Source organism: Citrobacter sp. Igbk 14 (assembly GCF_028069825.1).
Lineage (GTDB): Bacteria > Pseudomonadota > Gammaproteobacteria > Enterobacterales > Enterobacteriaceae > Citrobacter.
The window spans coordinates 26,189-45,987 of record NZ_JANEWM010000036.1 but is presented as its reverse complement, the minus strand read 5'-3'; the positions used below and the strand labels follow the sequence as shown (position 1 = coordinate 45,987).

The 19,799-nt window shown below is 52.0% G+C and carries 19 protein-coding genes, 2 tRNA genes and 6 pseudogenes; 12 read left to right on the top strand and 15 right to left on the bottom strand.

Annotated features, from left to right (window positions below):
• The 4 genes from hilB to NNN64_RS14925 form a co-directional block, all read left to right on the top strand.
• Positions 1–748: 3(1)-hydroxy-L-isoleucine 4-dioxygenase HilB (hilB, locus tag NNN64_RS14940; protein ID WP_271441857.1), on the top strand; the 748-nt coding region annotated here is incomplete at its 5' end.
• Positions 748–1,470, top strand: coding sequence for an SDR family NAD(P)-dependent oxidoreductase (locus tag NNN64_RS14935; protein ID WP_125744389.1), 723 nt, complete (start codon positions 748–750; stop codon positions 1,468–1,470). The genes hilB and NNN64_RS14935, both read left to right, overlap by 1 nt.
• A 46-nt stretch (positions 1,471–1,516) precedes the next feature.
• Positions 1,517–2,773, top strand: coding sequence for an ATP-grasp domain-containing protein (locus NNN64_RS14930; RefSeq protein ID WP_271441856.1), 1,257 nt, complete (start codon positions 1,517–1,519; stop codon positions 2,771–2,773).
• A gap of 20 nt (positions 2,774–2,793) precedes the next feature.
• Positions 2,794–4,035, top strand: coding sequence for an MFS transporter (locus tag NNN64_RS14925; RefSeq protein ID WP_271441855.1), 1,242 nt, complete (start codon positions 2,794–2,796; stop codon positions 4,033–4,035).
• Between the two features lie 102 nt (positions 4,036–4,137).
• Here NNN64_RS14925 and NNN64_RS14920 read toward each other — a convergent pair whose 3' ends face one another.
• Together NNN64_RS14920 and NNN64_RS14915 are read right to left on the bottom strand one after the other, a co-directional pair.
• The gene (locus NNN64_RS14920; RefSeq protein ID WP_271441854.1) at positions 4,138–5,400 is read right to left on the bottom strand and encodes a tyrosine-type recombinase/integrase; all 1,263 of its coding nucleotides are present in this window, start codon (positions 5,398–5,400) and stop codon (positions 4,138–4,140) included.
• A gap of 165 nt (positions 5,401–5,565) precedes the next feature.
• Positions 5,566–5,641: transfer RNA gene (locus NNN64_RS14915), tRNA-Asn, on the bottom strand.
• Positions 5,642–5,647: 6 nt separating this feature from the next.
• On the opposite strand from NNN64_RS14915, the gene NNN64_RS23390 reads away from it, so the two are divergent.
• From NNN64_RS23390 to NNN64_RS14895, 5 genes and pseudogenes are all read left to right on the top strand, one after another.
• Positions 5,648–5,755 (top strand): DUF5951 family protein, encoded by a 108-nt coding sequence (locus tag NNN64_RS23390; protein WP_353655416.1) that lies wholly within the window; start codon positions 5,648–5,650, stop codon positions 5,753–5,755.
• 46 nt (positions 5,756–5,801) lie between these two features.
• Positions 5,802–7,289 carry an EmmdR/YeeO family multidrug/toxin efflux MATE transporter gene (locus NNN64_RS14910; protein WP_333908963.1) on the top strand — a complete coding sequence of 496 codons (1,488 nt, stop codon included), beginning with the start codon at positions 5,802–5,804 and terminating at the stop codon, positions 7,287–7,289.
• Between the two features lie 99 nt (positions 7,290–7,388).
• Positions 7,389–7,464, top strand: a tRNA-Asn gene (locus tag NNN64_RS14905).
• 161 nt (positions 7,465–7,625) lie between these two features.
• Positions 7,626–7,790: pseudogene (locus NNN64_RS14900) on the top strand (Arm DNA-binding domain-containing protein); the annotation flags it as partial.
• Between the two features lie 103 nt (positions 7,791–7,893).
• Positions 7,894–8,238 carry an isocitrate lyase/phosphoenolpyruvate mutase family protein gene (locus NNN64_RS14895; protein WP_271441859.1) on the top strand — a complete coding sequence of 115 codons (345 nt, stop codon included), beginning with the start codon at positions 7,894–7,896 and terminating at the stop codon, positions 8,236–8,238.
• 11 nt (positions 8,239–8,249) lie between these two features.
• Here NNN64_RS14895 and NNN64_RS14890 read toward each other — a convergent pair whose 3' ends face one another.
• The 11 genes and pseudogenes from NNN64_RS14890 to tssB all read right to left on the bottom strand — a co-directional run bounded on the left by NNN64_RS14890 (position 8,250) and on the right by tssB (position 16,478).
• Complete coding sequence (locus tag NNN64_RS14890) at positions 8,250–8,738, bottom strand: hypothetical protein (RefSeq protein WP_271441852.1); 489 nt, start codon at positions 8,736–8,738, stop codon at positions 8,250–8,252.
• 172 nt (positions 8,739–8,910) lie between these two features.
• Positions 8,911–9,210 (bottom strand): annotated as a pseudogene (locus NNN64_RS14885) (VasL domain-containing protein); the annotation flags it as partial.
• 61 nt (positions 9,211–9,271) lie between these two features.
• Positions 9,272–9,727: a type VI secretion system baseplate subunit TssE gene (tssE, locus tag NNN64_RS14880; protein WP_271441851.1), complete on the bottom strand. Its 456-nt coding sequence runs from the start codon at positions 9,725–9,727 to the stop codon at positions 9,272–9,274.
• 2 nt (positions 9,728–9,729) lie between these two features.
• Positions 9,730–10,269, bottom strand: coding sequence for a type VI secretion system lipoprotein TssJ (tssJ, locus tag NNN64_RS14875; protein ID WP_271441850.1), 540 nt, complete (start codon positions 10,267–10,269; stop codon positions 9,730–9,732).
• Positions 10,247–11,332, bottom strand: coding sequence for a type VI secretion system baseplate subunit TssG (gene tssG, locus NNN64_RS14870; protein WP_271441849.1), 1,086 nt, complete (start codon positions 11,330–11,332; stop codon positions 10,247–10,249). Before tssG ends, tssJ begins: the two co-directional genes overlap by 23 nt.
• A complete protein-coding gene (tssF, locus tag NNN64_RS14865) occupies positions 11,296–13,056 on the bottom strand; it encodes a type VI secretion system baseplate subunit TssF (RefSeq protein WP_271441848.1) in 1,761 nt (586 codons plus the stop codon). Before tssF ends, tssG begins: the two co-directional genes overlap by 37 nt.
• A gap of 97 nt (positions 13,057–13,153) precedes the next feature.
• A pseudogene (locus NNN64_RS14860) lies at positions 13,154–13,426 on the bottom strand (PAAR domain-containing protein); the annotation flags it as partial.
• 30 nt (positions 13,427–13,456) lie between these two features.
• A pseudogene (locus NNN64_RS14855) lies at positions 13,457–14,545 on the bottom strand (type VI secretion system domain-containing protein); the annotation flags it as partial.
• Positions 14,521–15,144: pseudogene (gene tssK, locus NNN64_RS14850) on the bottom strand (type VI secretion system baseplate subunit TssK); the annotation flags it as partial. The pseudogenes NNN64_RS14855 and tssK, both read right to left, overlap by 25 nt.
• A gap of 12 nt (positions 15,145–15,156) precedes the next feature.
• A pseudogene (locus tag NNN64_RS14845) lies at positions 15,157–15,732 on the bottom strand (type VI secretion system contractile sheath domain-containing protein); the annotation flags it as partial.
• Positions 15,733–15,983: 251 nt separating this feature from the next.
• On the bottom strand, positions 15,984–16,478 hold the full coding sequence (gene tssB, locus NNN64_RS14840; RefSeq protein WP_271441845.1) for a type VI secretion system contractile sheath small subunit: 495 nt from the start codon (positions 16,476–16,478) through the stop codon (positions 15,984–15,986).
• Between the two features lie 737 nt (positions 16,479–17,215).
• Here tssB and NNN64_RS23385 point away from each other — a divergent pair.
• The 3 genes from NNN64_RS23385 to NNN64_RS23375 all read left to right on the top strand — a co-directional run bounded on the left by NNN64_RS23385 (position 17,216) and on the right by NNN64_RS23375 (position 18,419).
• Positions 17,216–17,452 (top strand): AlpA family phage regulatory protein, encoded by a 237-nt coding sequence (locus NNN64_RS23385; protein WP_442870708.1) that lies wholly within the window; start codon positions 17,216–17,218, stop codon positions 17,450–17,452.
• 157 nt (positions 17,453–17,609) lie between these two features.
• Positions 17,610–17,891 (top strand): hypothetical protein, encoded by a 282-nt coding sequence (locus NNN64_RS23380; protein ID WP_442870707.1) that lies wholly within the window; start codon positions 17,610–17,612, stop codon positions 17,889–17,891.
• A gap of 42 nt (positions 17,892–17,933) precedes the next feature.
• Complete coding sequence (locus NNN64_RS23375) at positions 17,934–18,419, top strand: hypothetical protein (RefSeq protein WP_442870706.1); 486 nt, start codon at positions 17,934–17,936, stop codon at positions 18,417–18,419.
• Here the strand turns inward: NNN64_RS23375 and NNN64_RS14825 are convergent.
• Together NNN64_RS14825 and NNN64_RS14820 are read right to left on the bottom strand one after the other, a co-directional pair.
• A complete protein-coding gene (locus NNN64_RS14825) occupies positions 18,387–19,412 on the bottom strand; it encodes an AbrB family transcriptional regulator (protein WP_271441844.1) in 1,026 nt (341 codons plus the stop codon). The genes NNN64_RS23375 and NNN64_RS14825 overlap by 33 nt on opposite strands.
• A gap of 75 nt (positions 19,413–19,487) precedes the next feature.
• Positions 19,488–19,697, bottom strand: coding sequence for a 4-oxalocrotonate tautomerase family protein (locus NNN64_RS14820; RefSeq protein WP_271441843.1), 210 nt, complete (start codon positions 19,695–19,697; stop codon positions 19,488–19,490).
• Between the last annotated feature and the right edge of the window lie 102 nt (positions 19,698–19,799).

Genomic DNA, 19,799 nt, shown 5'->3' with positions numbered 1-19,799 from the left:
CATGGATATATATATCATGGAATATGCACGGCATCTTTCCGAAAAAGGTTACGCATTTATTCCGGGGGAATACTATATCTCCCTCAGGAATAAAACGACCAATAATAAAATAGAGTATGATAAAGATCTGGCAGTATTTAAACAGGGTTTTGAACATTTGACCCTCGATCCTTATTCTCCGGGAAATCGCTGGCGAGGCTATGCGCAATGTCGACGCGAAAATAACGGAGAATTACTGTTCGGTAAGTTTGTTCCCTATAAGCAAACAAAAGCATATAACCCGGATACTGGCGGTATTGTGCGTGACTATCCGTTGCTGCCTGAAAGTATCACCGGGAACAGACTGCTGCAAACCCTGCTGACGGATGACATTCGTCAGGTAGAAGCATACGGACATGCCGGATCACTGGATAATCTGACCATCGGTATTCATCTGTTTCGCTATCAGGCGACGATTGATGCTCCTGCCTTCAGCTCTCCGGTGTGGCTGCACAAGGATGATGAAGATATTGTTTTTATCCACCTCATTACCGCAACTCCCAATATGCTTGGCGGCGACAATCTGATCGCCAGTAACGCTCACTGTATTGAACGGGTTCTTCGGCTTGAACAGCCTTTCGACACGCTGGTTGTTAATCATGACAAATATCATGCTGTCACGCCTGTCGGTGTGCGGGAAAACAGCGGTGTGGCGCTGCGCGATATCGTTTTGATTACTTTCCAGCGTAATGACGAGGGCCCGGCCTGATGGATAAAGCATTTATTACGGGCGCATCCAGCGGAATTGGTCGTGCGTTGACACGCGCCTTTCTGGACAAGGGCTATCAGGTTATCGGTATTGATCGTTCATCTTCTGTTTTTGATGGGGAACTGTCCTATCGGCATCACCAGTTAGATATTACGGATTCGTCCCGCCTCACAACTTTGTTTGAAGCCGCAGAATATAGCGAAACAAATAACATCCTGATTAACTGCGCAGGCACCCGCGAAATATGCAGTATTGCCAGCCTGACTCTGGCGCAATGGGAGCATGTATTTGCGCTTAACGTCACCGCCAGCTTTATTGCTGGCCGCACATTTTGCCAGCAACTGGTGAGTCAGCAACGCCCCGGCAACGTGGTCAATATGGCGTCAGTTTCTGGTCTGATGGGTGAACCTGACCGCACTGCCTATGTGGCATCCAAACATGCCGTTATCGGCCTGACGAAGCAACTGGCGCTGGAGTATGGCAAATACGGTATTCGCGTCAATGCCATTGCACCTGGCGTTATCCGTACACCGCTCACGGAATCCTATTATCACGATGCCGGACAGCTTGAAAAAATACGACGCGGGCAGTTTTTACCTGTCCTGGGTGAGACTCAGGATGTCGTTGATGCGGCGCTTTATCTGACCTCATTACAAACACGTTTTGTCACAGGCACCACGCTGGTTATTGACGGCGGCTGGACGCTGGGCAAAGACCTTTAACCTGATGGGATGCACTGGTATCCCCTCTGTTAGCCGGAGAATGTCGATGGAAAACCGTTATATCCTGGTGTTAGGCGGAGAATTTGCACTGCGTGAACGTGTACTTGCAGGTGCGTTACGCGCCTCGGGAGGAATGCGTGTGCTGACGATGGCGAAAAACCGCATGACCCCCACAATCAAGTTTTTTGATGGCTACTTACCTGGCGATGTGGCCGATGAGCAGGCCGTCCTGGACGCAGTAAAAAAATACGAGAAAAAAACAGGGGCCACACCTGTAGCCGCTATTCCGATGAACGACTTTACCGTCCGGGCCGCCAGCCTGTTGACGGAATATTATGGTCTGGCGGGAAACAGTCGGGAGACGATTCACCGCTGTCGCGACAAATTTGTCATGAAGCAATTGCTACATGATGCCGGGTTACCCGTACCGCGCTTTGCCGCATTCAGTACTCTGGAAGAGTTAAAGAACCACATCACCGATATTGGCCTGCCCGTCGTTATCAAACCCCGTGAAATGGCCGGGAGTCTGGGTGTACTGAAAATCACTCGTGAGGAAGATATTGAACGGGCTTTTTCCCGCAGTGTGGCCGATGTGATTTCCCTGAATGGCGAGTCACATGCGCCGGAGGATCTGTTTCAGGTGGAAGAGTATATTCCGGCCTGGCAGGAAGTCAGCGTTGAGGTGATTAATCAGGATAACTATCACCGGGCCGTTGCCGTCACGGATAAATATCTCGGCGAGGAACCACATTTTGTCGAAGTCGGCCACAGTATGCCTTCAGTGCATTCGGGCAATGCGCAACTACGCGACATCGCCGAACGCGCCTGTCATGTTCTTGGGATCCGCTACGGAATGGCTCATTTTGAAGCCCGGATAACACCGAAGGGCGAAATAAAAATCATCGAAGTGGGCGCACGTACTGGCGGCGACGCCATTATGGATTTAATCGAACGTTGTTATGGCATAAACCCTTATGAACTGCATGTACGCAGCCATCTGAATGCACTAAAGCCGTTGCCAGCATCACTGACGTCAGAAGGGCTAAGCGCTGTGGCTTTTATCAAAGCGCCTGCGGGAGTGATTGAAAAGATCACGCTACCGGCCAGTCTGCCGGATTACATCGTTAACATGCAGATCACTGCAAAACCTCTGGATGTCTCGAAGCCGCTGGAATCGTGGAAGACCCGCGAAGGTTCAGTAGAGTTTTTCTGGGCAAATCGTGAGCCGGAAATGGGATTCCGCGAGCACTTGCAGGCTGCGGATGAATACGCCCGCTCGCTGTTTACCTTTCGTCATGCCTGATAGCGGATTAAGGAGATTCTATGCACGGTGACAACTTTGGCTTAAAGCGTTTCGTCTTCTCCCGATTTATGGGGGCGCTATGCGATCAGTTCTTATTGTTTGCTGTTCCACTGGCAATTCTTAAGGCCACTGGGTCACTCACTTTTTCATCACTGGCGTTTGTGATTGAGTGGTTGCCGCGCATCCTCTTTTTCCCGCTATCCGGTTTTATGGCCGATCGTATTAAACCGCGGTTTATCTTCTTCAATGTGGATCTGGCGCGTGCGGTACTGATGATGGCTGCATTTATGGCGCTCATCTGGCTACCCGGCGCAACGTTTGCCATTCTCGCCGTGATGATGGCGTTGCTGTCGGTTGCCTATGTTCTGAATTTTGTCGCCACTGATGCGATGTTGCCGCGCCATATTCCAGCCTGTAATTTGCCCAAAGCCAATTCGATATTACAGGGTGTCGACCAGATCACAATGGTTATGGGGCCTGCGATAGCGGTGGCGATTTCGGCTTACGGCGGAATTGACAGTATTTTGCTTGTCGCAGCGGTGCTGTTTGCTGTTTCGGCGGTAAATTATCTTTTCCTGAAAACGCATGATCTGAATGTGACGGAAAAAATCGGGTTCGGTACGCTTATTGAATCCAATCGCACGGCATTAAAGGTACTGCAACAGAATAAAATCCTGCTGCACCTTTGCGCGCTCACCTGGGTCGTGAATCTGGTGTATGGCGCAGCACTGGTCATTAGCGCTGCGGTGATCCTGCAGGAATTTAAGCTGGCAGACAGTTATTTTGGCGCATTGCAGACAACCGCCGCCATCTTTACCGTTGTGGCGTTCTTTTTTGTGCCGCGATTTACTCATCGGTTTGGCCTGTCATCCCTGGGAACACTCTCTTTCTGTACGATGATCCTTGCCGGAGCGGTAATGTCCCTGTCCGTTAATTATGCGATGTATCTCGCCGGATATGCGGTGCTGATGGCCTTTGACGGCGCATTCAGCGTCTATCTGCGCACCGTTCGCAGTCAGGTTATTCCGCAGGCGCATCTGGGCAAAACCATGGGATTGATCGGTCTGATGAATATGTGCTCCGTTCCGGCCAGCGGCGCACTGGTATCCTTGCTTTCCGGCCATTTTATGCCGCTGCAAATTATCACTCTCATTCTGGTTACAGCCCTGATTCTGGGGCTGGCCTTGATTGTGTATGGACGACGCGCTTTCGGCTACCGCAGCTGGCTGCCGCCAGTGATTACAACAGATTCCTCTGGCTAATATCCTGCGATTCGGGCTGGTGCAGTTAAAAGAAATGAAACGTGAATAGTCTCTTTGCCCCTGAACGGGGCAAAGAACAGCCGGGCCAGTGAGGTTTCCACGTTATGAAGCTTTTTTCAGGTTACCTGCGTACTGGTAAGGCGACACATACAGATCCATGTTTGCATCCAGATAGTCAGCCCACCACTGCATCATATTGATCCGCTCCTCCAGATATTCAGCCTTATGAATATAGGCGGCACGCACGCTGTTTCTTTCCTGGTGACTCATTTGCTTTTCAATCGCTTCTTTGCTCCACAGTCCCGACTCACTCAGCGCACTGCACGCCATTGCCCGAAAGCCGTGGCCGCAGATCTCTTTTCTTGTGTCGTAGCCCATCACACGCAATGCCTTGTTGATGGTGTTGTCGCTCATGCACTTATCCTGGTCGTATTCGCCGGGGAAAATAAACGCCAGATGCCCGGAGAGCGCTTCAGTTTGCTTCAGGATCGTAATTGCCTGCTCGGACAGCGGGACGATGTGCTGTGTTTTCATCTTTGTACCACGGTGAGAGAAACGCACATTTTCGATCTGCTCCCGTTCTTCCGGGATTATCCAGAGCTTCTGCTGCCAGTCGATTTCACTCCAGCGGGCAAAGCGCAGTTCGCTGGAACGCACAAAGAACAGCAGCGACAACTTAAGCGCATACCGTGTCAGCAGCCTGCCGGAGTAGTTATCCGTCCGGGATAATAATTCTGGTAGTTTCTCAAGCGGCAGGGCTGGGTAATGCTGTGTTTCCGGCGGCGTAAATTCACCGTCCAGATCCAGAGCGGGGTTTGATTTGATTAACTGCTTTTTCACTGCATAGCGCATGATTTCCGTAACGTAGTTTTTCAGTCGCGCGGTGATCTCCAGAAAGCCTTTGTTCTCCACCTTACGCAGGGTAAACAGCAGATCTTCCGTGACAATTTGATCGATGTACCTGTCCCCGATATCCGGGAAAATATACATTTCCAGCCTGCGCCGGATGGTTGTCGCATAATGTTCAGACCAGCGCCGGTGATCGGCATGCCAGTTCATGGCGATCTGGCGGAATGTCTGTCCGTTTTTCTTTTTCTGTTGCGCGATTTTTTTGTCAACGGAGGGATCGACCCCCTCACGCATTTTACTGCGTGCCGCATCGCGGAGCTGGCGTGCCGTAAGCAGGGAAACATCCGGGTAAGGGCCAAAGGCCAGCTTCTTTTCTTTCCCGTCAACGCGGTACTTCATGTACCAGAGTTTCGAGCCGTTAGGTTTGATCAGCAGGTACAGTCCGGCACTGTCGCCGAGTTTGAAGGGTTTGTCTGTGGGTCTGAGCTTGCGGATAGCGGTATCAGTGAGTGACATAGCGGGGGGCTCCATTCGTTCAACGAACCGTGAGGCCCCCGATTAAGCCCCCAAAAACTACAGATGTCAAGAAACCCGGCAATCCTTACCAGGACAGCCGGGTCAATCTAACTACTTGTTTTTATAACGCATTAAGACTCACTGAGATGTCTTAATACTAAAATCTGGCTCCTCTGACTGGACTCGAACCAGTGACATACGGATTAACAGTCCGCCGTTCTACCGACTGAACTACAGAGGAATCGTTGTGGAGGCTTATCTTAGCGGCGAAAAAACTTTTGTCAAACCCCAATTCCTACATTGGGGATCAATTGATGCTTCTCTCGACAGTTTGTTGCATTTACAGACATTTTAAATGGAAAAAACTTTGCAGCTTTTTTGATTCTCCCTCATCATTTGAAATGAGGTTTCAACTTTCTTCATTAAGGTCCACTTTGAACGTCTCCGCAGCCTTACGCCAGGTCGCATCCCGCACGCCCTGGTATGCCAAACGCAAGCGTTATAAAGTTCTCTTTTGGCGCGAAATTACCCCGCTTGCTGTTCCCATTTTTCTGGAAAACACCTGTGTACTCTTGATGGGAGTACTGAGCACCTTCCTGGTGAGTTGGTTGGGTAAAGAAGCGATGGCAGGCGTCGGGCTTGCCGACAGTTTCAACATGGTCATCATGGCATTTTTCGCCGCCATCGACCTTGGCACGACGGTGGTGGTTGCTTTTAGTCTCGGAAAGCGCGATCGCCGACGCGCCAGAGCCGCAGCCAGACAATCACTGGTGATCATGACGATATTTGCTATCGTACTGGCGGCGGTGATCCACTATTTCGGTGAGCAGATTATTGATGTCGTTGCAGGAGAAGCCACCCCTGATGTAAAAGCGCTGGCGCTAACCTATCTGGAATTAACCGTGCTTAGCTACCCTGCTGCGGCAATTGCGTTAATTGGCAGCGGCGCACTGCGCGGTGCCGGAAATACCAAAATACCGTTATTGATTAACGGTGGTATGAATATCCTGAACATCATCATCAGTAGCATCCTGATCTACGGCATTTTTTCCTGGCAAGGGCTGGGATTCGTCGGCGCAGGTCTGGGGTTGACGATTTCACGTTACATAGGTGCCATCGCCATTATATGGGTGCTGATGATTGGATTTAACCCAGCACTGCGCATTCCCCTGAAGAGCTATTTTAAACCGCTGAATCTTGCAATCATCTGGGAAGTTATGGGGATTGGTATTCCTGCCAGTATAGAGTCAGTTCTGTTTAACGGTGGCAAGTTACTTACGCAGATGTTTGTTTCAGGTATGGGTACCAGCGTCATTGCCGGTAACTTCATTGCCTTTTCGATAGCGGCACTGATCAACCTACCGGGAAACGCTTTAGGTTCCGCGTCTACCATCATTACTGGCAGACGTCTGGGAAATGGACAGATTGCTCAGGCGGAAATCCAGTTGCGGCATGTATTCTGGCTCTCCACAATCGGATTAACCGCCATCGCCTGGTTAACCGCCCCGTTTGCTGGCGTGATGGCTTCGTTTTATACCCACGATCAGGATGTAAAAGAGGTCATTGTCATCCTGATTTGGCTGAACGCGGCATTTATGCCGATATGGGCAGCATCATGGGTTCTTCCTGCTGGATTTAAAGGTGCACGTGACGCCCGTTTCGCTATGTGGGTCTCCATGTTGGGGATGTGGGGCTGTCGTGTTGTCGCCGGCTACACCCTCGGGATCGTATTAGGATGGGGTGTCGTAGGCGTCTGGATGGGGATGTTCTTCGACTGGGCGGTACGGGCCGCGTTATTTTACTGGCGCATGGTCACAGGCCGTTGGCTGTGGAAATACCCACGTCCTGAACGTGAAAAGTGTATAAAACAACCGTCTGCGTCTGAATAAGCGACGAAATGAAGAATATTTCAGCAAACGATCGCAAATATCTATTCAGGCTTTGACAACGCAGACAGGCATCGCTAATATTCGCCCCGTTCACACGATTCCTCTGTAGTTCAGTCGGTAGAACGGCGGACTGTTAATCCGTATGTCACTGGTTCGAGTCCAGTCAGAGGAGCCAAATTCTTGTTTTTATGCGTCTCAGCATGTCTCAATAGTATTTTGATTCAGAGAGTTAGCGTAGAAAACTGTCTCATTTCGTATTGATTTATCTCTCCGCATCGGGACAAATTGGTGGTCTAATTTGGGGTCATTTCAGTTCGATAATGGAGTGACCACCACATGCCCCTTACTGACAGCAAAATACGCAACACAAAACCGTCCACATCCCCCTTTAAGCTTACTGATGCTCATGGATTGTACTTACTTATCAATCCGGGTGGTTCACGTATCTGGTATCTCAAATACCACTTTAACAGTAAAGAATCCCGCATTGCATTAGGCTCCGATGACTGGCATCTTCAGGATCGTTTCCTTAATCCCCGCAGGAAAGAATTCTCAGACTGGGTCGGACTGAAATTAACATCCGGGCGATGTTTCCTATGATGCAATCTGGTCGAGTTCGTTGACAGACTCCACGCTGCGCGGCCTGCCGGACATTGAAATACTCACGCCCGGTAACAGATTACAGGGTATTCGCGAAATTTATGACGTGTGTTCCATGCCATTGATCTACGACGCGGATACCGGCGGCAAACCGGAGTACTTTGCAGTTTATATCAAAATGCTTGAACGGGCTGGCGTGTCAGCTGTCGTTATTGAAGATAAATGTGGGCTGAAAAAGAACTCTTTGCTGGGTAATTCAGTCAGCCAGCAACAGGAATCGATTGAAACGTTTTGCGATAAAATCCGTGTGGGTCGAATCCTGCCTGCGTTAATCCTGATGTATTACTGATCTTTATTTTTTCAGGCAATACTATCGATAGCCCGAAAAAAGGCATCTTCCGTCATCATAATATTATGGTGTGACACCTGATAGGCCCCGCGAATAAACCAGCCACTATCTGGTGCCATACACAAATAAAACGTCTGTCTTCCAGAGGCAGTGCCAGGCGCGTCAACGTTCATGGTGACACAACCTCTGTCCCCCGCCCGGCAGAGCTGCTCCGGAATAATACTGACGCTACGGTTCCCGTTCCGTAATCTGATAGTATTAATTTCATAGCGACATACGCCACTGTTAAGGCTAAGTCCGACGGTACTCAGGTCATGGAGATATTTTTTCGCTATGATGACCTCAATCCCGGAGTCCTCAAACCACACATTTATCTGCTGCGCCAGGTCATCCATCCTTTGGCAGAACGCCTGAATTTCAGCCTCAGCCGATGTATTACTGTCCGGTGCACGATTGTTATTCTGCTGCATCTTCTTAAAAAAACGCTCTCTGACTGACACAATATTTCCCTGTACGAATTGATGATATTAACTTTTATCCCGACGGGCGAAATCACTCCAGAGCTTTCTGTTTAAGCTATGCATAACGAGCCGTGAGTTGTTCCAGATGCCTTTCGGTCAGACGTTGCAGATCCAGCGACGTTTGATCCGGTTGTGCCATCAGGCGTAGCTGCTACTCCACCGGAACCACGCTGCTGAACGTCTGCATCATGGAAAAGACCGCCGATTTAAGTTCACTCACTGTCATATACTTGCCGCGCTTTTCGCCCAGCACATTCAGTTGGTTCGCAAGGTGTTGTAGCTGCGTCACCCCCTAATGCCAGACAGTGAGGTTTTCCGGAGGAAGCACGGTGGCACCGACTCTCCGTTGCCACCGTTCAGCCAGTGATCCAGCCTGCTCCGGCCATAATATAATCACCTGCTGAATAACCTGATTGCCATAATCAATATTCCAGTCCGGCGGAAGGCGGGCAAGTCTGGGTAGCGTTCAGAGAATGTTGTCATGATGGTGGATTCGGTCAGAGGGAGAGAAGCTAGATTGCCGCGCGGACGTCCAGGTAATGCTGATGTTTCATGTGCCGGATTAAGATTTTACCCTCCGGCATAAACGCCGTACCGTAGCGCACCAGCCCGACGCCTTTCAGCTCCGCGTCAATGGCGTAGCGCAGTTCACCCGGCTGCATTTGTTCCAGCAATACCACCGTCAGGCGTTGCAGGCGTGGCTCGTATTTCAGCAGCACGGTGGAGAGCTTCTCCATCAGTTCATGGGCAGTGCCCGGCATCCCCTGGAGTATCTTCGTCATATCCGGCAAACCGTAGTCCGGCAGGTGTGCCAGCGTACCAGCGCGGCAGTTGAGGATGCGCTGCATATTGTCCAGCACCGACAGGATGACCTGGTTTTCCTCACTGACCTGATGTAAATCGAGGCCACCGGCAAAGTTGCCAAAGAGGTTTTCATACAGTGAGGGGGCGTTATGGCGTCCGGGCATACTCAGTCGTCCTTCAGGGGTTGCAGGGTCAGGCGGTTATGCCCGGCTTCGATGACGCGCGGGTTGTCCGGGTTGAGGTCATCGCGGGCAAGCACCAGCTTCCAGTCGTTCTTCGCCATATCCGGCTGACGGAACAGCCCCACCACAGCGACAAACTGCGCCCTGTCATCCATCGGCATATCCAGACTGGCATCTTCCCCCGGTTTAACAACCAGACTGCGGCTGGCAAGGATTTCCGTTCCCGGCGCATCATCCCCCTGCGTCAGCAGTTGCTGATAGACCGTTTTATCAAAAGTCTTACGGTCCTTAAGCTGGTAGACACGCACCATCAGCGGCTCCGACAGCGAGGTATTTTCCTGACCGTCGGTGTTCAGCGCCTGGCGGGCGGTAACGTCCAGATGCAGGGTCTTCACCTGTTTGTAAAAAATGGATTTCATGGCCGATGATGTGCCGTCGCTGACGCTCTGCGTCAGGCCACAGCCGGTCAGCAGCGCTGGCAGGAGCAGCAAAGGAAGTCGTTTAATCAACAGAGTACGCAACATGTCGGTTTCCTTGTGGTGTGACGGCAGGCGACATACCGCAGTAGCCCCCGGCCTCAATGGTGAATGTCGCAGGCAGGTCCGGCGGCACCTCATCGCCCTCCATGCCCAGCACCCCGGTCATACCGAGGATAAAGGGGGTTTCGCCCAGTACCGGGGCCGGTAACAACGGCGTCGGCACGGTAAGCTGAATACGCGCTTTATAGCGCCAGCCGAGATACACCCGCAGCAGCACCAGAAAGTCTGCATAAATCAGCCCTTCCGGCAGCCAGCCCTGCGCCTCAGCGTGGTCTTCGGTATACAGGCCAATCAGCAACTGGCTGCTGACCTCGGTGGTTTCATCGCCCAGCACCTGGTAGCCGTCGAGCAGAAAATCCTCGTCGCCGTAAAAGCCCAGCGGCTTATCGATGTAAACCGTGCGCGGACAGTGCGGCGTCACCGTCGTCTGCGTGCGGGGCGCCAGCAAACGGACCAGCGCCTGAATCCCCTCTTCGGTGCGGGCGGGCAGTCGCATCACGCTGAGCAGCGCCAGAAAGCGCGACAGCGGCGCGGTAATATGCCGCTCAGTACCTGGAATACCCAGCCCGATAAGGCCCAGCAGACTCTGCGAGGTGGAGTCCCGCCCGCCGGGTTCAAAGGTCGCCGGGTACGAATACTTGCGCCAGATGCGGTAAAACTGCGTCAGGATGCGGTGGTTAAAAATATCGAGGAACGCTTCCTGCGCTTCATGCCCCTCGCGCTGCTGCGCGATATCGTCCAGCCAGGCGGTCGGCAGCGGCGAATCGACGCCGTACAGTCCATTGAAGGTGGTGCGCACCGTCGGCGGCGCATCCGGGTTCTCTTCGTCGTACTCCACCGCCTTCAGCTCGCTGACCGGGAAGCCCATGCCCGGATGTGGACGAAAGCGTACCGGGTCATCCGCCGGATTAATCGTGCTGCCGAGCGGCGGTGCATCCGGGTGGTCTTTTTCCAGTAGCTGACAGAAACGGTAAAAATTGATGCGGTGGATATCCCGTTCAAGCCGGGGGTTCAGCCGGGAATACGGCGGTTGTGGTTCTCCTGCCATTCGAGACGCTCTCCGGTAGACTGAATAATGACAATCAGACGGTTAAACAGGTGGATATCGGTATACAGTGCAAAGAAACGGTTGAGCATTTCGCCAAACAGACTGATATCGCCGTGACCGGCAAAGCCGTTGTCATCGAGAGTCACCTCTATCTGCACGCCGCGCAGAAAGTGTCCCTGTGCAAAACGTTCGGTTTCGCTGTGTTTCACATCGACAATCGCCGCCAGACGACGGATGTTCATCTCACTGCCCGTCCAGTTATACAAAGACAGCGCCCCGCGCAGCACCTCGGCGTTATCCATCATCCACAGAAAGCTGCTGCCAAGGTGGCTCAGCACCCGCCAGTGAAAGCGGTCCTGGTCCGGCGGATAGCAGGGCAGCGTCGGCGCGCAGAGATTACGCACCTGAATACGTGAAGCCGTGGACTTCACCACCGTATCCAGCAGCGTACTCTGCAACGCCCGGCGCGGGAGCTGGCCGTTAGTGCCGGTCAGGCTGAGTGACAGCTTTTCATCGTCCGGAACGGTATGGTTATCGAACGCCTCACCACCAAGAATCAGCCAGGTGTCGTGCAGCCCGGACGGGCCGCGCTTCACCCGGGTGTGGTAGTAATATTCCGGTGCGTCAACGCGCATCATCCCGCCCTTATGGCGGAAGCTGGTGAACGGCACATACACCTGATGCCCGGAATGGCGCGACGAGGTGACCGAGTCCACCGAATAGATTTCGGTATGCCCGTCCTGAACACGCATCGGGCGTAACAGGTACTCGGTCTGTAACGAGTCCAGATGCAGCGGGTCAGATTCGAGTGAAAACAGATTAATCACCGGAGCGCAGTGAAGCCGAAGGTGTTTCTCAGAGAAGGGAAACTCATGCGGCCACTGTTTATTCAGTACCACATCAATTTCAAACCAGGGCATCTCCTCCGGGAACACCACGTTCTCCAGGCCACGCAGCGCCACCGACATAAATTTCTCGCGGAAGGTGAAGTACTCCAGCAACAGCTGATAGCCGCTGAAGCTGCCGCTTTCCGGCAACAGCGCTTCCTCCCGACTGAAACCGCAGACGGTAAAACGGGCGTCCAGCGCCCTGCGGTCAGTATCACCGGGGAAGCGAATACCCGTTTTTGCCACATTCAGGGTTAGTGCCTCGTGCAGCGCGCAGGCCAGCGGCGCATCGGCATTGAGGTACAGCGGGATGCGGCTTAAATCGATGTTGCTCCAGTCCGCCAGTTGCCCACACTCAAAACGCAGTGTGATAACAGAACGCCCGTCCGGTTCAGTACCGATACCCGCACGGGAGAGCGATAATGGCAGCAGGGTCAGCGGCTGCGTGGTGGTATAACGGCAGCGCGTCTGTTTTTCACCAACAGGGCGCGAACGCACCTCAAAGCCCTTCGCCACCGCCACCGGCTCTTTCATCTCCCGCCAGTCGGCGGAAAACTCGACGATGGATAGCGACGGAATGGTGCGCAGGTAGTGCGGCCCGAGCATACTCACCAGCCCGCCGGTCAGTTCCGGCAGGTCATCGTCGAGTTTTTCCCGCAGGCGGCCCATCAGGAAGGCAAAACCTTCGAACAGGCGATCCACATACGGGTCACGGGCACCAGCTTTGTCGAGGTTTAAACTTGCCGCCCGATCAGGGTGAGCACGGGCGAATTCCTCGCCCGCTTCGCGCAGGTAGCGCATTTCAGCGTCAAAATAACGCAGGGTTAAGTCGTCCATAGTGTTTTATATTCAGCCTTGCAGGCCACTGAAAGGGGTTTCGTTGAAAGAATGAAGCGAAAGAACAACCTGAAATATCTGTCACTGCACATCAGATTTCATAGGTGTCATCCACCATTGACGCGATAAACCGGGCCTGACAGGGGCAGGAACTTTTGCTGTGTAATGTTCCGGTATATCCTCTGTCATTAAGGCTGTCACCAGGAATACTGCCTGTTATCATGTATAACCCTGGGTGCTGACCACAGGTTACCTTGTCCATTTCACGTGCAACCGGAATATCCATAATCGTAAAAGTGCCATCACCCTCCACAATGATGCCCCCGCAGGTGGTTTTATCCCCCACAACCAAATAATTACCTTCTGCCATAGTGGCACCTCCGAAAAATTATGATCGGTGTTACTGGCACAGCACTGCCGCTCGCGCCGGGTCAATGGCAATCAGCCCACCGGGCAACGATTCCATTTCCGGCTGTAGCCGGATTTTCTCTGCTTCACTGCGTCCGGCCTTCATCCGCAACAGTTTCAGGCGTCTCGCCTTCACCTCAAACAGCAGTCCCGGTTCCCACTGATTCAGGGTCAGGGTTGCCGTACGGGAATCCAGTTCACCCAGCAGGTGCAGGGCCAGTTCGTTTTTGCCGGTCTGTTCGGCAATACGCGCCATCAGCAGGCGCAGCAGCCAGCGACTTCGCGGCGTAGTGATTCCGGGGCGGCTTTGCAGCCAGGCCAGCGCTGCATCGGGGCCTTCACTGTCGGCAAGCGTGAGCGCTTCCGGCTCCAGTTGCAGGATATCGTCGTCGCCTGATACTGTGGTGGAGTTGGCGGTATGGTCGTCCTGCCAGCCGGCAGGATTATCCAGTACCTGCTGCTGTATCCAGTTCAGCGTCACCTCGTCAGCGAACGGCGTGCCGTCGTTAAAGGCCAGCGTCTCCAGTCCCGTCAGACGCGAGAGCAGCCCTTTCAGGTCGGCCTGAATAATGGCAGCATCAGCGTCACGCCCGGATTTCAGTAATGCCTGATGCAGATACCACTGAACGTCCAGCCACAGATGGTTCGCGCCGCGCGACAGCAGGCCGTCCGCCTCCTCCATCAGTTCCCGCCAGCTCTGTTGCAGATACAGCCGTTTGAGCTGCGCCCGCTGGTCTGGCTTTGGCGGCTCGATACGGGTACAGGGTGCCGAACTGTGGCGCTCTTCTGTTTTCGTTTGTTCCGCTGCCTGCTCAGTCAACCACAGTGCCCCGGCGATGCGTTCCGCTTCCGTTTTTGTCACTTCCGGGTATAACGACAGGCTGTCGAGCATCCGGCTGCTGCCAAGCCACTCCAGCGCCGCCTCCCGGTTACGTTTCCGTTGTGGATGCAACTGTGCGCCAAAATGTTGCATCAGCCCGGCAAGCAGTTCCAGTCCGTCGGCCAGCCCGCTTTCGCCATCCCGATGCAGCCGCGTCCACGCGTAATACGTCGCAACGCGGATAGCTGCTCTGTCAGTTGTTCCAGTTGTTCCGTCAGCCAGGGACTCGCCTGCACGCCAAGCAGTGGCGGGATAAAGGCACTGTCCTGCGACCAGTTCCCCTGGCTGTCACGAAACAGGCGGGCTACCGGGACGGTCTGGTAATTACCGTTATTCTCATCCGCCGGGCGCAGAGTCAGTTCCGGCTGCATCACCGCCATCTGGCGGCTGTCGTCACCATAACGGTTACGCACCTCCCGCCAACCGAGACGCCAGCGCACCGGACGTTCCGCTTTTTCCTCCGGTTGCAGGCAGTTGCCGCCATTTTCATGTTCATGGGGCAATGCCAACACCACCGTCAGTTCGCTGCGATCGGTCAACGTAAGGACGGATGGCAGAGGATCGGAATTGTCGGTATCGATAAGCGTGCCATCGGCAAAACGCACGCACAGATGACTGGCCTTCAGTTTCCCCTGCAACAGCCGCGCAGTATCAAATTCCGCATTCTGTATTCCCCAGGGATTCATCGCTCCCATCCGGGCAATACTCTCAGCAGACCAGGCGGTAAGCGCCGCCTGTTGCTGAAAATGTTGTGGCGAGACCATCTGGCCCCGTCCCCACAGTGGTCGTACTGTCTTCATCGCGCCTCCGCCTTACGCTTTCGCCTTCGGCATCTGCGACATCAGTGACAGATTCACGTCCATCCCTTCCACCTGGAAGTGCGGCACTGCGTACAGTTTCACGCGGAAGAAGCCCGGGTTGTCCTCGATATCCTCAACCACCACTTTCGCATCGCGCAGCGGATGGGATACCTGCAGCTCGTCGCCCGGATCGGTCATCTCGGTCACCAGACTGCGCACCCAGGTGTTGAGTTCCAGTTCCAGCAGACGACGGTCCTTGATGGTGCCGATGTTTTCGCGCTGAATAAGTTTCAGGTAATGGGCGATACGCGACAGCAGGAAGATATACGGCAGACGCGCGTTAATACGACTGTTGGCGGTCGCATCCGCAGTGCCATAGAGCACCGGTTTCTGGGTGGAGTTCGCCGAGAAGAAGCACGCGTAATCGCGTTTTTTGTAGTAAGAGAGCGGAATAAAGCCAAGATTAGCGAATTCAAACTCGCGGGTTTCCGGGATCATCACCTCAGAGGGAATTTTCACCTGGTTGCCGGTGTCCAAATCGTAAAGATGGATCGGCAGATCCTTCACGGCACCACCGGCCTGCGGGCTCGATTTGCGGATGCAGTCCATAAAGACCTGCACCCCAGCGGTGATACGCTCGTTCGCATCTGCTTCCGCCATCGCTGCCTCATCCAACCAGGTATTGATATCACTCAGGTGTGAAGCCGGTTTCAGGTTGATGTTTTCAAATAAAGAAGCGTAAACGCCCCCTGCTTCCGGACGTTCCAGCACAACGGTTTCGCCTGCAGACGAGGCATTTTCATTCTGTACAGACATCAGCATCTTCCTTATTTTATCCGTCAGTCTTTTGGCGCAAGCGCGGCGATTTCGCCACGCAGTTCATTACTCAACGCCGGGTCACGTAGAATCGTCCGCAGCTCTTTGCGGAACGTGAAGTTATCGAAAAGGTTAGATTTGAGATCGCGCAACAGGCTGCGCATGGCGAGAAGTGCCTTCATTTGTGGGATCTGTCTGGCTACCTGCTCCGGTTCAAAATCTTTTATATCTTTAAAAGTAAGCCGGATATTTTCTTCGCTTTTATCTCCGGCCAGAGTATTCTTGACAGCAATATTTACCGACGGATTAAATTTCGCTAACACACTGTTGAAATTATTCTTATTAATATCCACTTCTTCCCGTTCAGACAACGGACGCTGCTCCAGACCATTACTGAAATCCCTCGTAACCAGTAATTTCAGCGGCAGTTCCACCTTCTTCTGCCCATTATCTGCATGCAGGTCCAGTTTGATGTTAACGCGTGCTTTCGGTATCTCATTCTGAAACGAACTTGCCATATCCACCTTCTTCCTATCAGATGTTCAGCTGTCATCACTGACACGCTTTTATAAATCGCATTATGGATTAATTCACTGCAAAATACTGATGATTAAGATCAATAACCTTAAACTAAGCAATTATTCAGAATTTTACCCCAAAGAAAAGGACGATGGCAGGCACAGCAAACAGAACGAGACCAGGGAGGCAAACAACATGCGATTTCAGCTAAAAAGGCTGCCTGTGCACAGAATGGAAGCTGAACTTCCGGAAAAGAATATTCCTCACAGGAAATATTTCAATGTTGAAAAAAATAAAAAGAGTGTTCATACCTGAACAAATGTGACGCAAAGCCGCGCCATATCTGAATAAAAGCAGCACAGTCCAAAATAAGACCAATTAATTTTTAAGAATAAGACCCTGAAATATTCACAATAGTAATTAATTATTTGCATACACTTTTTCTTCAGCAACAAAACTCTTTCCTGAAAAATAAATAATTCTGGAATCACGATAAAAATGCCTTTTACATTTACATGATGTATGCAAATCACACCTTACATTGCCATGTCTCTCGTTACTGCTTTTCAGCAGCAAAAAAACATTCACCCAGCAAATACAAAATCAAATATGCAACACCTTACTTTAATTCCCATACTGGAAATTCATTTAATTCTTTTTTTCAGCGCTGACTGTCGAGTAATAAAGCTCTCCACATCCGACTGAACCGGAGAGACTGATGGCACCGTAACATTTACTGCGCATAAAACAGGTTGAGGCCAGAACCGGACTCCACCGCTCACAAATCTACGCATGGATGAACGAAGGCCATTTTCCGCAGTCAATTAAGATAGCCCCTGCCAGGGTGGCATGGCTTGAAAATGAAATGCGTGGTTCACTGACATTCATCGAACGTACGCCTGGAGTCTGTCGCGCCAGAGAGTTCTATCAGCGCACTTCTGCTGTTGTGCTGTCACAAACCCAACTGGTATAGCGATTACGTGACGATGGTTTTCCGGTTACGCAGTGGGGTATCAGTAAAATGGAGTCAGCCGTCGAACTGCTGTTACCTCACATCCCGGATGTACTGAGGGATAAAGCGTCATCTGGCCCGCCTGTTCGAGGGAAAATACCCGGCATGGCTGAAACAAATGAATCCTGCTGCACCGGAGGACTTTCAGCATTTCAGTCTTTCTTCCCTGCCCCATCGCCAGTTAGCCGCTCTGGCTGATGCAGGAGAAATGCTGTCACATCAGCCAGACAATCTGGCCCAGCTGGAACTGCACATGCCTGACGAACCCGATGTGCAGCAGGAAGAGAACCTGATTAACCTTTGTGCTGATATCGCAACACTCCGGAAACAATGGCAACGGGTCATCCGGGCACAACAGGTTACAACGCAGTATCAACAACATTACCCCGAAGGTAACTGATGTGACATTTTGCGTAAACGCTTCATCAGGAAACATCGGGAAATGTTTGAACCTGCTATCGGCTATCTCTGGCAGGAACAACTGAAGCGAAAAATTGAGCAGGAAGAGGTACTGACTCACTGGCGGGCTCTGATGAGTCATCGCCGCAGTGCGGACTACTATCGATGGCTGGATAAGCTGGATGAATTCTATCGCGCACTGTCACTGGTGTATCCGGTAATGGCAACCAAACTGATCTCCGCATGGGAAGTGGCGGGTTATCGTAAACTTGATGAACTCAAAGGGCACAAACCCTGGCATCTGGCACTGTGCGATGAAGCGGGCATGATTTCGCTTGAATCTCTGGTGCCACTATTGAGTCGCAGCGAGAAAGCGTTTGCTCTCAAAGCTATTTTTGAGAAATTATCACTTGAACTCAACACGTCAAGAATTAAGCATGGATTAGGTTTACGCATATTAAAGCATCAGACCAGGCTGGCTTTCGTCTGCAGATTGTTAATCTACTCTCATCTGTCTTTTTCGAAATAGAACCATTGCAGGTACGGTATGAATCAGCAGCATACGAATAATATGGTTGGCCATAACAAAACTCGCGTCTGCTTTTAACGCCAGCGCTGCAAATGACATCGATTCCACACTGCCTGGTACCCAGGAGAGCATTAACACCGGGAAAGGATAGTCCAGCAAACGCGCGGTGATAAATGCCATGAACACCGTCACCCCTACCCCTATCAAGACAAGCTGAGCCGATGACCAGAGATGACGGCCAAATTCAGCCATCGAAAACGGCGTAAAATGGTGCCCCAGCACGATCCCCATCAACACCATGCTAAGCTGGTTAAAGAGATCGGGAAAAGTGAGCGGTTGCGAGGATAAAGTGTGCAACGCCGCTGCGCAGATCAGCGAGGTGATCATATAGGGCGCCGGAAAATGTAAGCGCGCCAGGAATTTCCCCGTTATATATCCTGCTACTACCATTCCCACCAACCACAGCAGATTGTGGCCGGAGAAAAAAACGGCTGGAGTCGATGCCAGAACATCTGTGGATACGCCACGGGTGAAATAGCCGGCCAGAAACGTCAGGGTAATGAGACGCAGAGAATGCGAGATAACAATCTTTTGTGGCGGAGTCTTAATATGGGAGGCTAGCGCCAGTACCGCCGCCATCGCTCCGGGCACCGCACCCAAAAGCGCCTCCTCTTTACTCCAACCCAACCGCCGTACACACCAGAAGTAGCTCAAGGTAAATTGTAAAGATAAGCAGAGTAATAACAGAGCAAAAAAAAGACTGAGCTGATGATGTTCACCATATGAAAAATCCCTAAACATCATCCCGATTGAGATACCGAGAGAAAGCTGGATAACCGTTATACTCCCCGGCATTGAGGTTACGAAGATCCCAACCCGCTTAAGTATAATTACGGTAAAGAGGGCACCAAACATCATACCCAGTGGAACATTACAGAACGTGAATCCCTGCCCGACAAGAAAACAGAGGATAATACCTGCCAATACTCTCATCGACGCCCTCTCCAGGCCGATTGCTCAATCACAAACTGATATCGGGCGTGGAACCCACGTTCCCCGCCATCAGATTCACCCTTTACTGGCTTTTTTACGCAATTCAGTCACCGGTACGCCACCAATCCCCCAGTTATCGGTTTCGACTTCGTCAATAACCACAATAGTTGTATTGGGATTTTTGTTAAGCACATCTACCAGTAGCTGAGTCACACCCTCCATCAGCTGTTTCTTTTGTTTATCGGTAGCACCTTCTTTGGTGATCTTAATATTTACGTAGGGCATAAAAACTCCTGCAAACCAGATAATTATGGGAAATGCGCACAGATAGAACAGCACACACGTTAAACAGCAGAACAGAGTCATAATGCTTTTGAAAACGAGTTC

Excerpts from the sequence above, each read along its gene's own strand:
- NNN64_RS14925 (WP_271441855.1), top strand. The coding sequence starts at position 2,794 with ATGCACGGTGACAACTTTGGCTTAAAGCGTTTCGTCTTCTCCCGATTT.
- NNN64_RS23380 (WP_442870707.1), top strand. The coding sequence starts at position 17,610 with ATGAATCCTGCTGCACCGGAGGACTTTCAGCATTTCAGTCTTTCTTCC.
- NNN64_RS14825 (WP_271441844.1), bottom strand. The coding sequence starts at position 19,412 with ATGAGAGTATTGGCAGGTATTATCCTCTGTTTTCTTGTCGGGCAGGGA.
- tssJ (WP_271441850.1), bottom strand. The coding sequence starts at position 10,269 with ATGTTGCGTACTCTGTTGATTAAACGACTTCCTTTGCTGCTCCTGCCA.
- tssF (WP_271441848.1), bottom strand. The coding sequence starts at position 13,056 with ATGGACGACTTAACCCTGCGTTATTTTGACGCTGAAATGCGCTACCTG.
- NNN64_RS23375 (WP_442870706.1), top strand. The coding sequence starts at position 17,934 with ATGTTTGAACCTGCTATCGGCTATCTCTGGCAGGAACAACTGAAGCGA.
- tssG (WP_271441849.1), bottom strand. The coding sequence starts at position 11,332 with ATGGCAGGAGAACCACAACCGCCGTATTCCCGGCTGAACCCCCGGCTT.
- NNN64_RS14910 (WP_333908963.1), top strand. The coding sequence starts at position 5,802 with ATGAGGTTTCAACTTTCTTCATTAAGGTCCACTTTGAACGTCTCCGCA.
- NNN64_RS14820 (WP_271441843.1), bottom strand. The coding sequence starts at position 19,697 with ATGCCCTACGTAAATATTAAGATCACCAAAGAAGGTGCTACCGATAAA.
- NNN64_RS14930 (WP_271441856.1), top strand. The coding sequence starts at position 1,517 with ATGGAAAACCGTTATATCCTGGTGTTAGGCGGAGAATTTGCACTGCGT.
- tssB (WP_271441845.1), bottom strand. The coding sequence starts at position 16,478 with ATGGCAAGTTCGTTTCAGAATGAGATACCGAAAGCACGCGTTAACATC.
- NNN64_RS14920 (WP_271441854.1), bottom strand. The coding sequence starts at position 5,400 with ATGTCACTCACTGATACCGCTATCCGCAAGCTCAGACCCACAGACAAA.
- NNN64_RS14935 (WP_125744389.1), top strand. The coding sequence starts at position 748 with ATGGATAAAGCATTTATTACGGGCGCATCCAGCGGAATTGGTCGTGCG.
- tssE (WP_271441851.1), bottom strand. The coding sequence starts at position 9,727 with ATGCCCGGACGCCATAACGCCCCCTCACTGTATGAAAACCTCTTTGGC.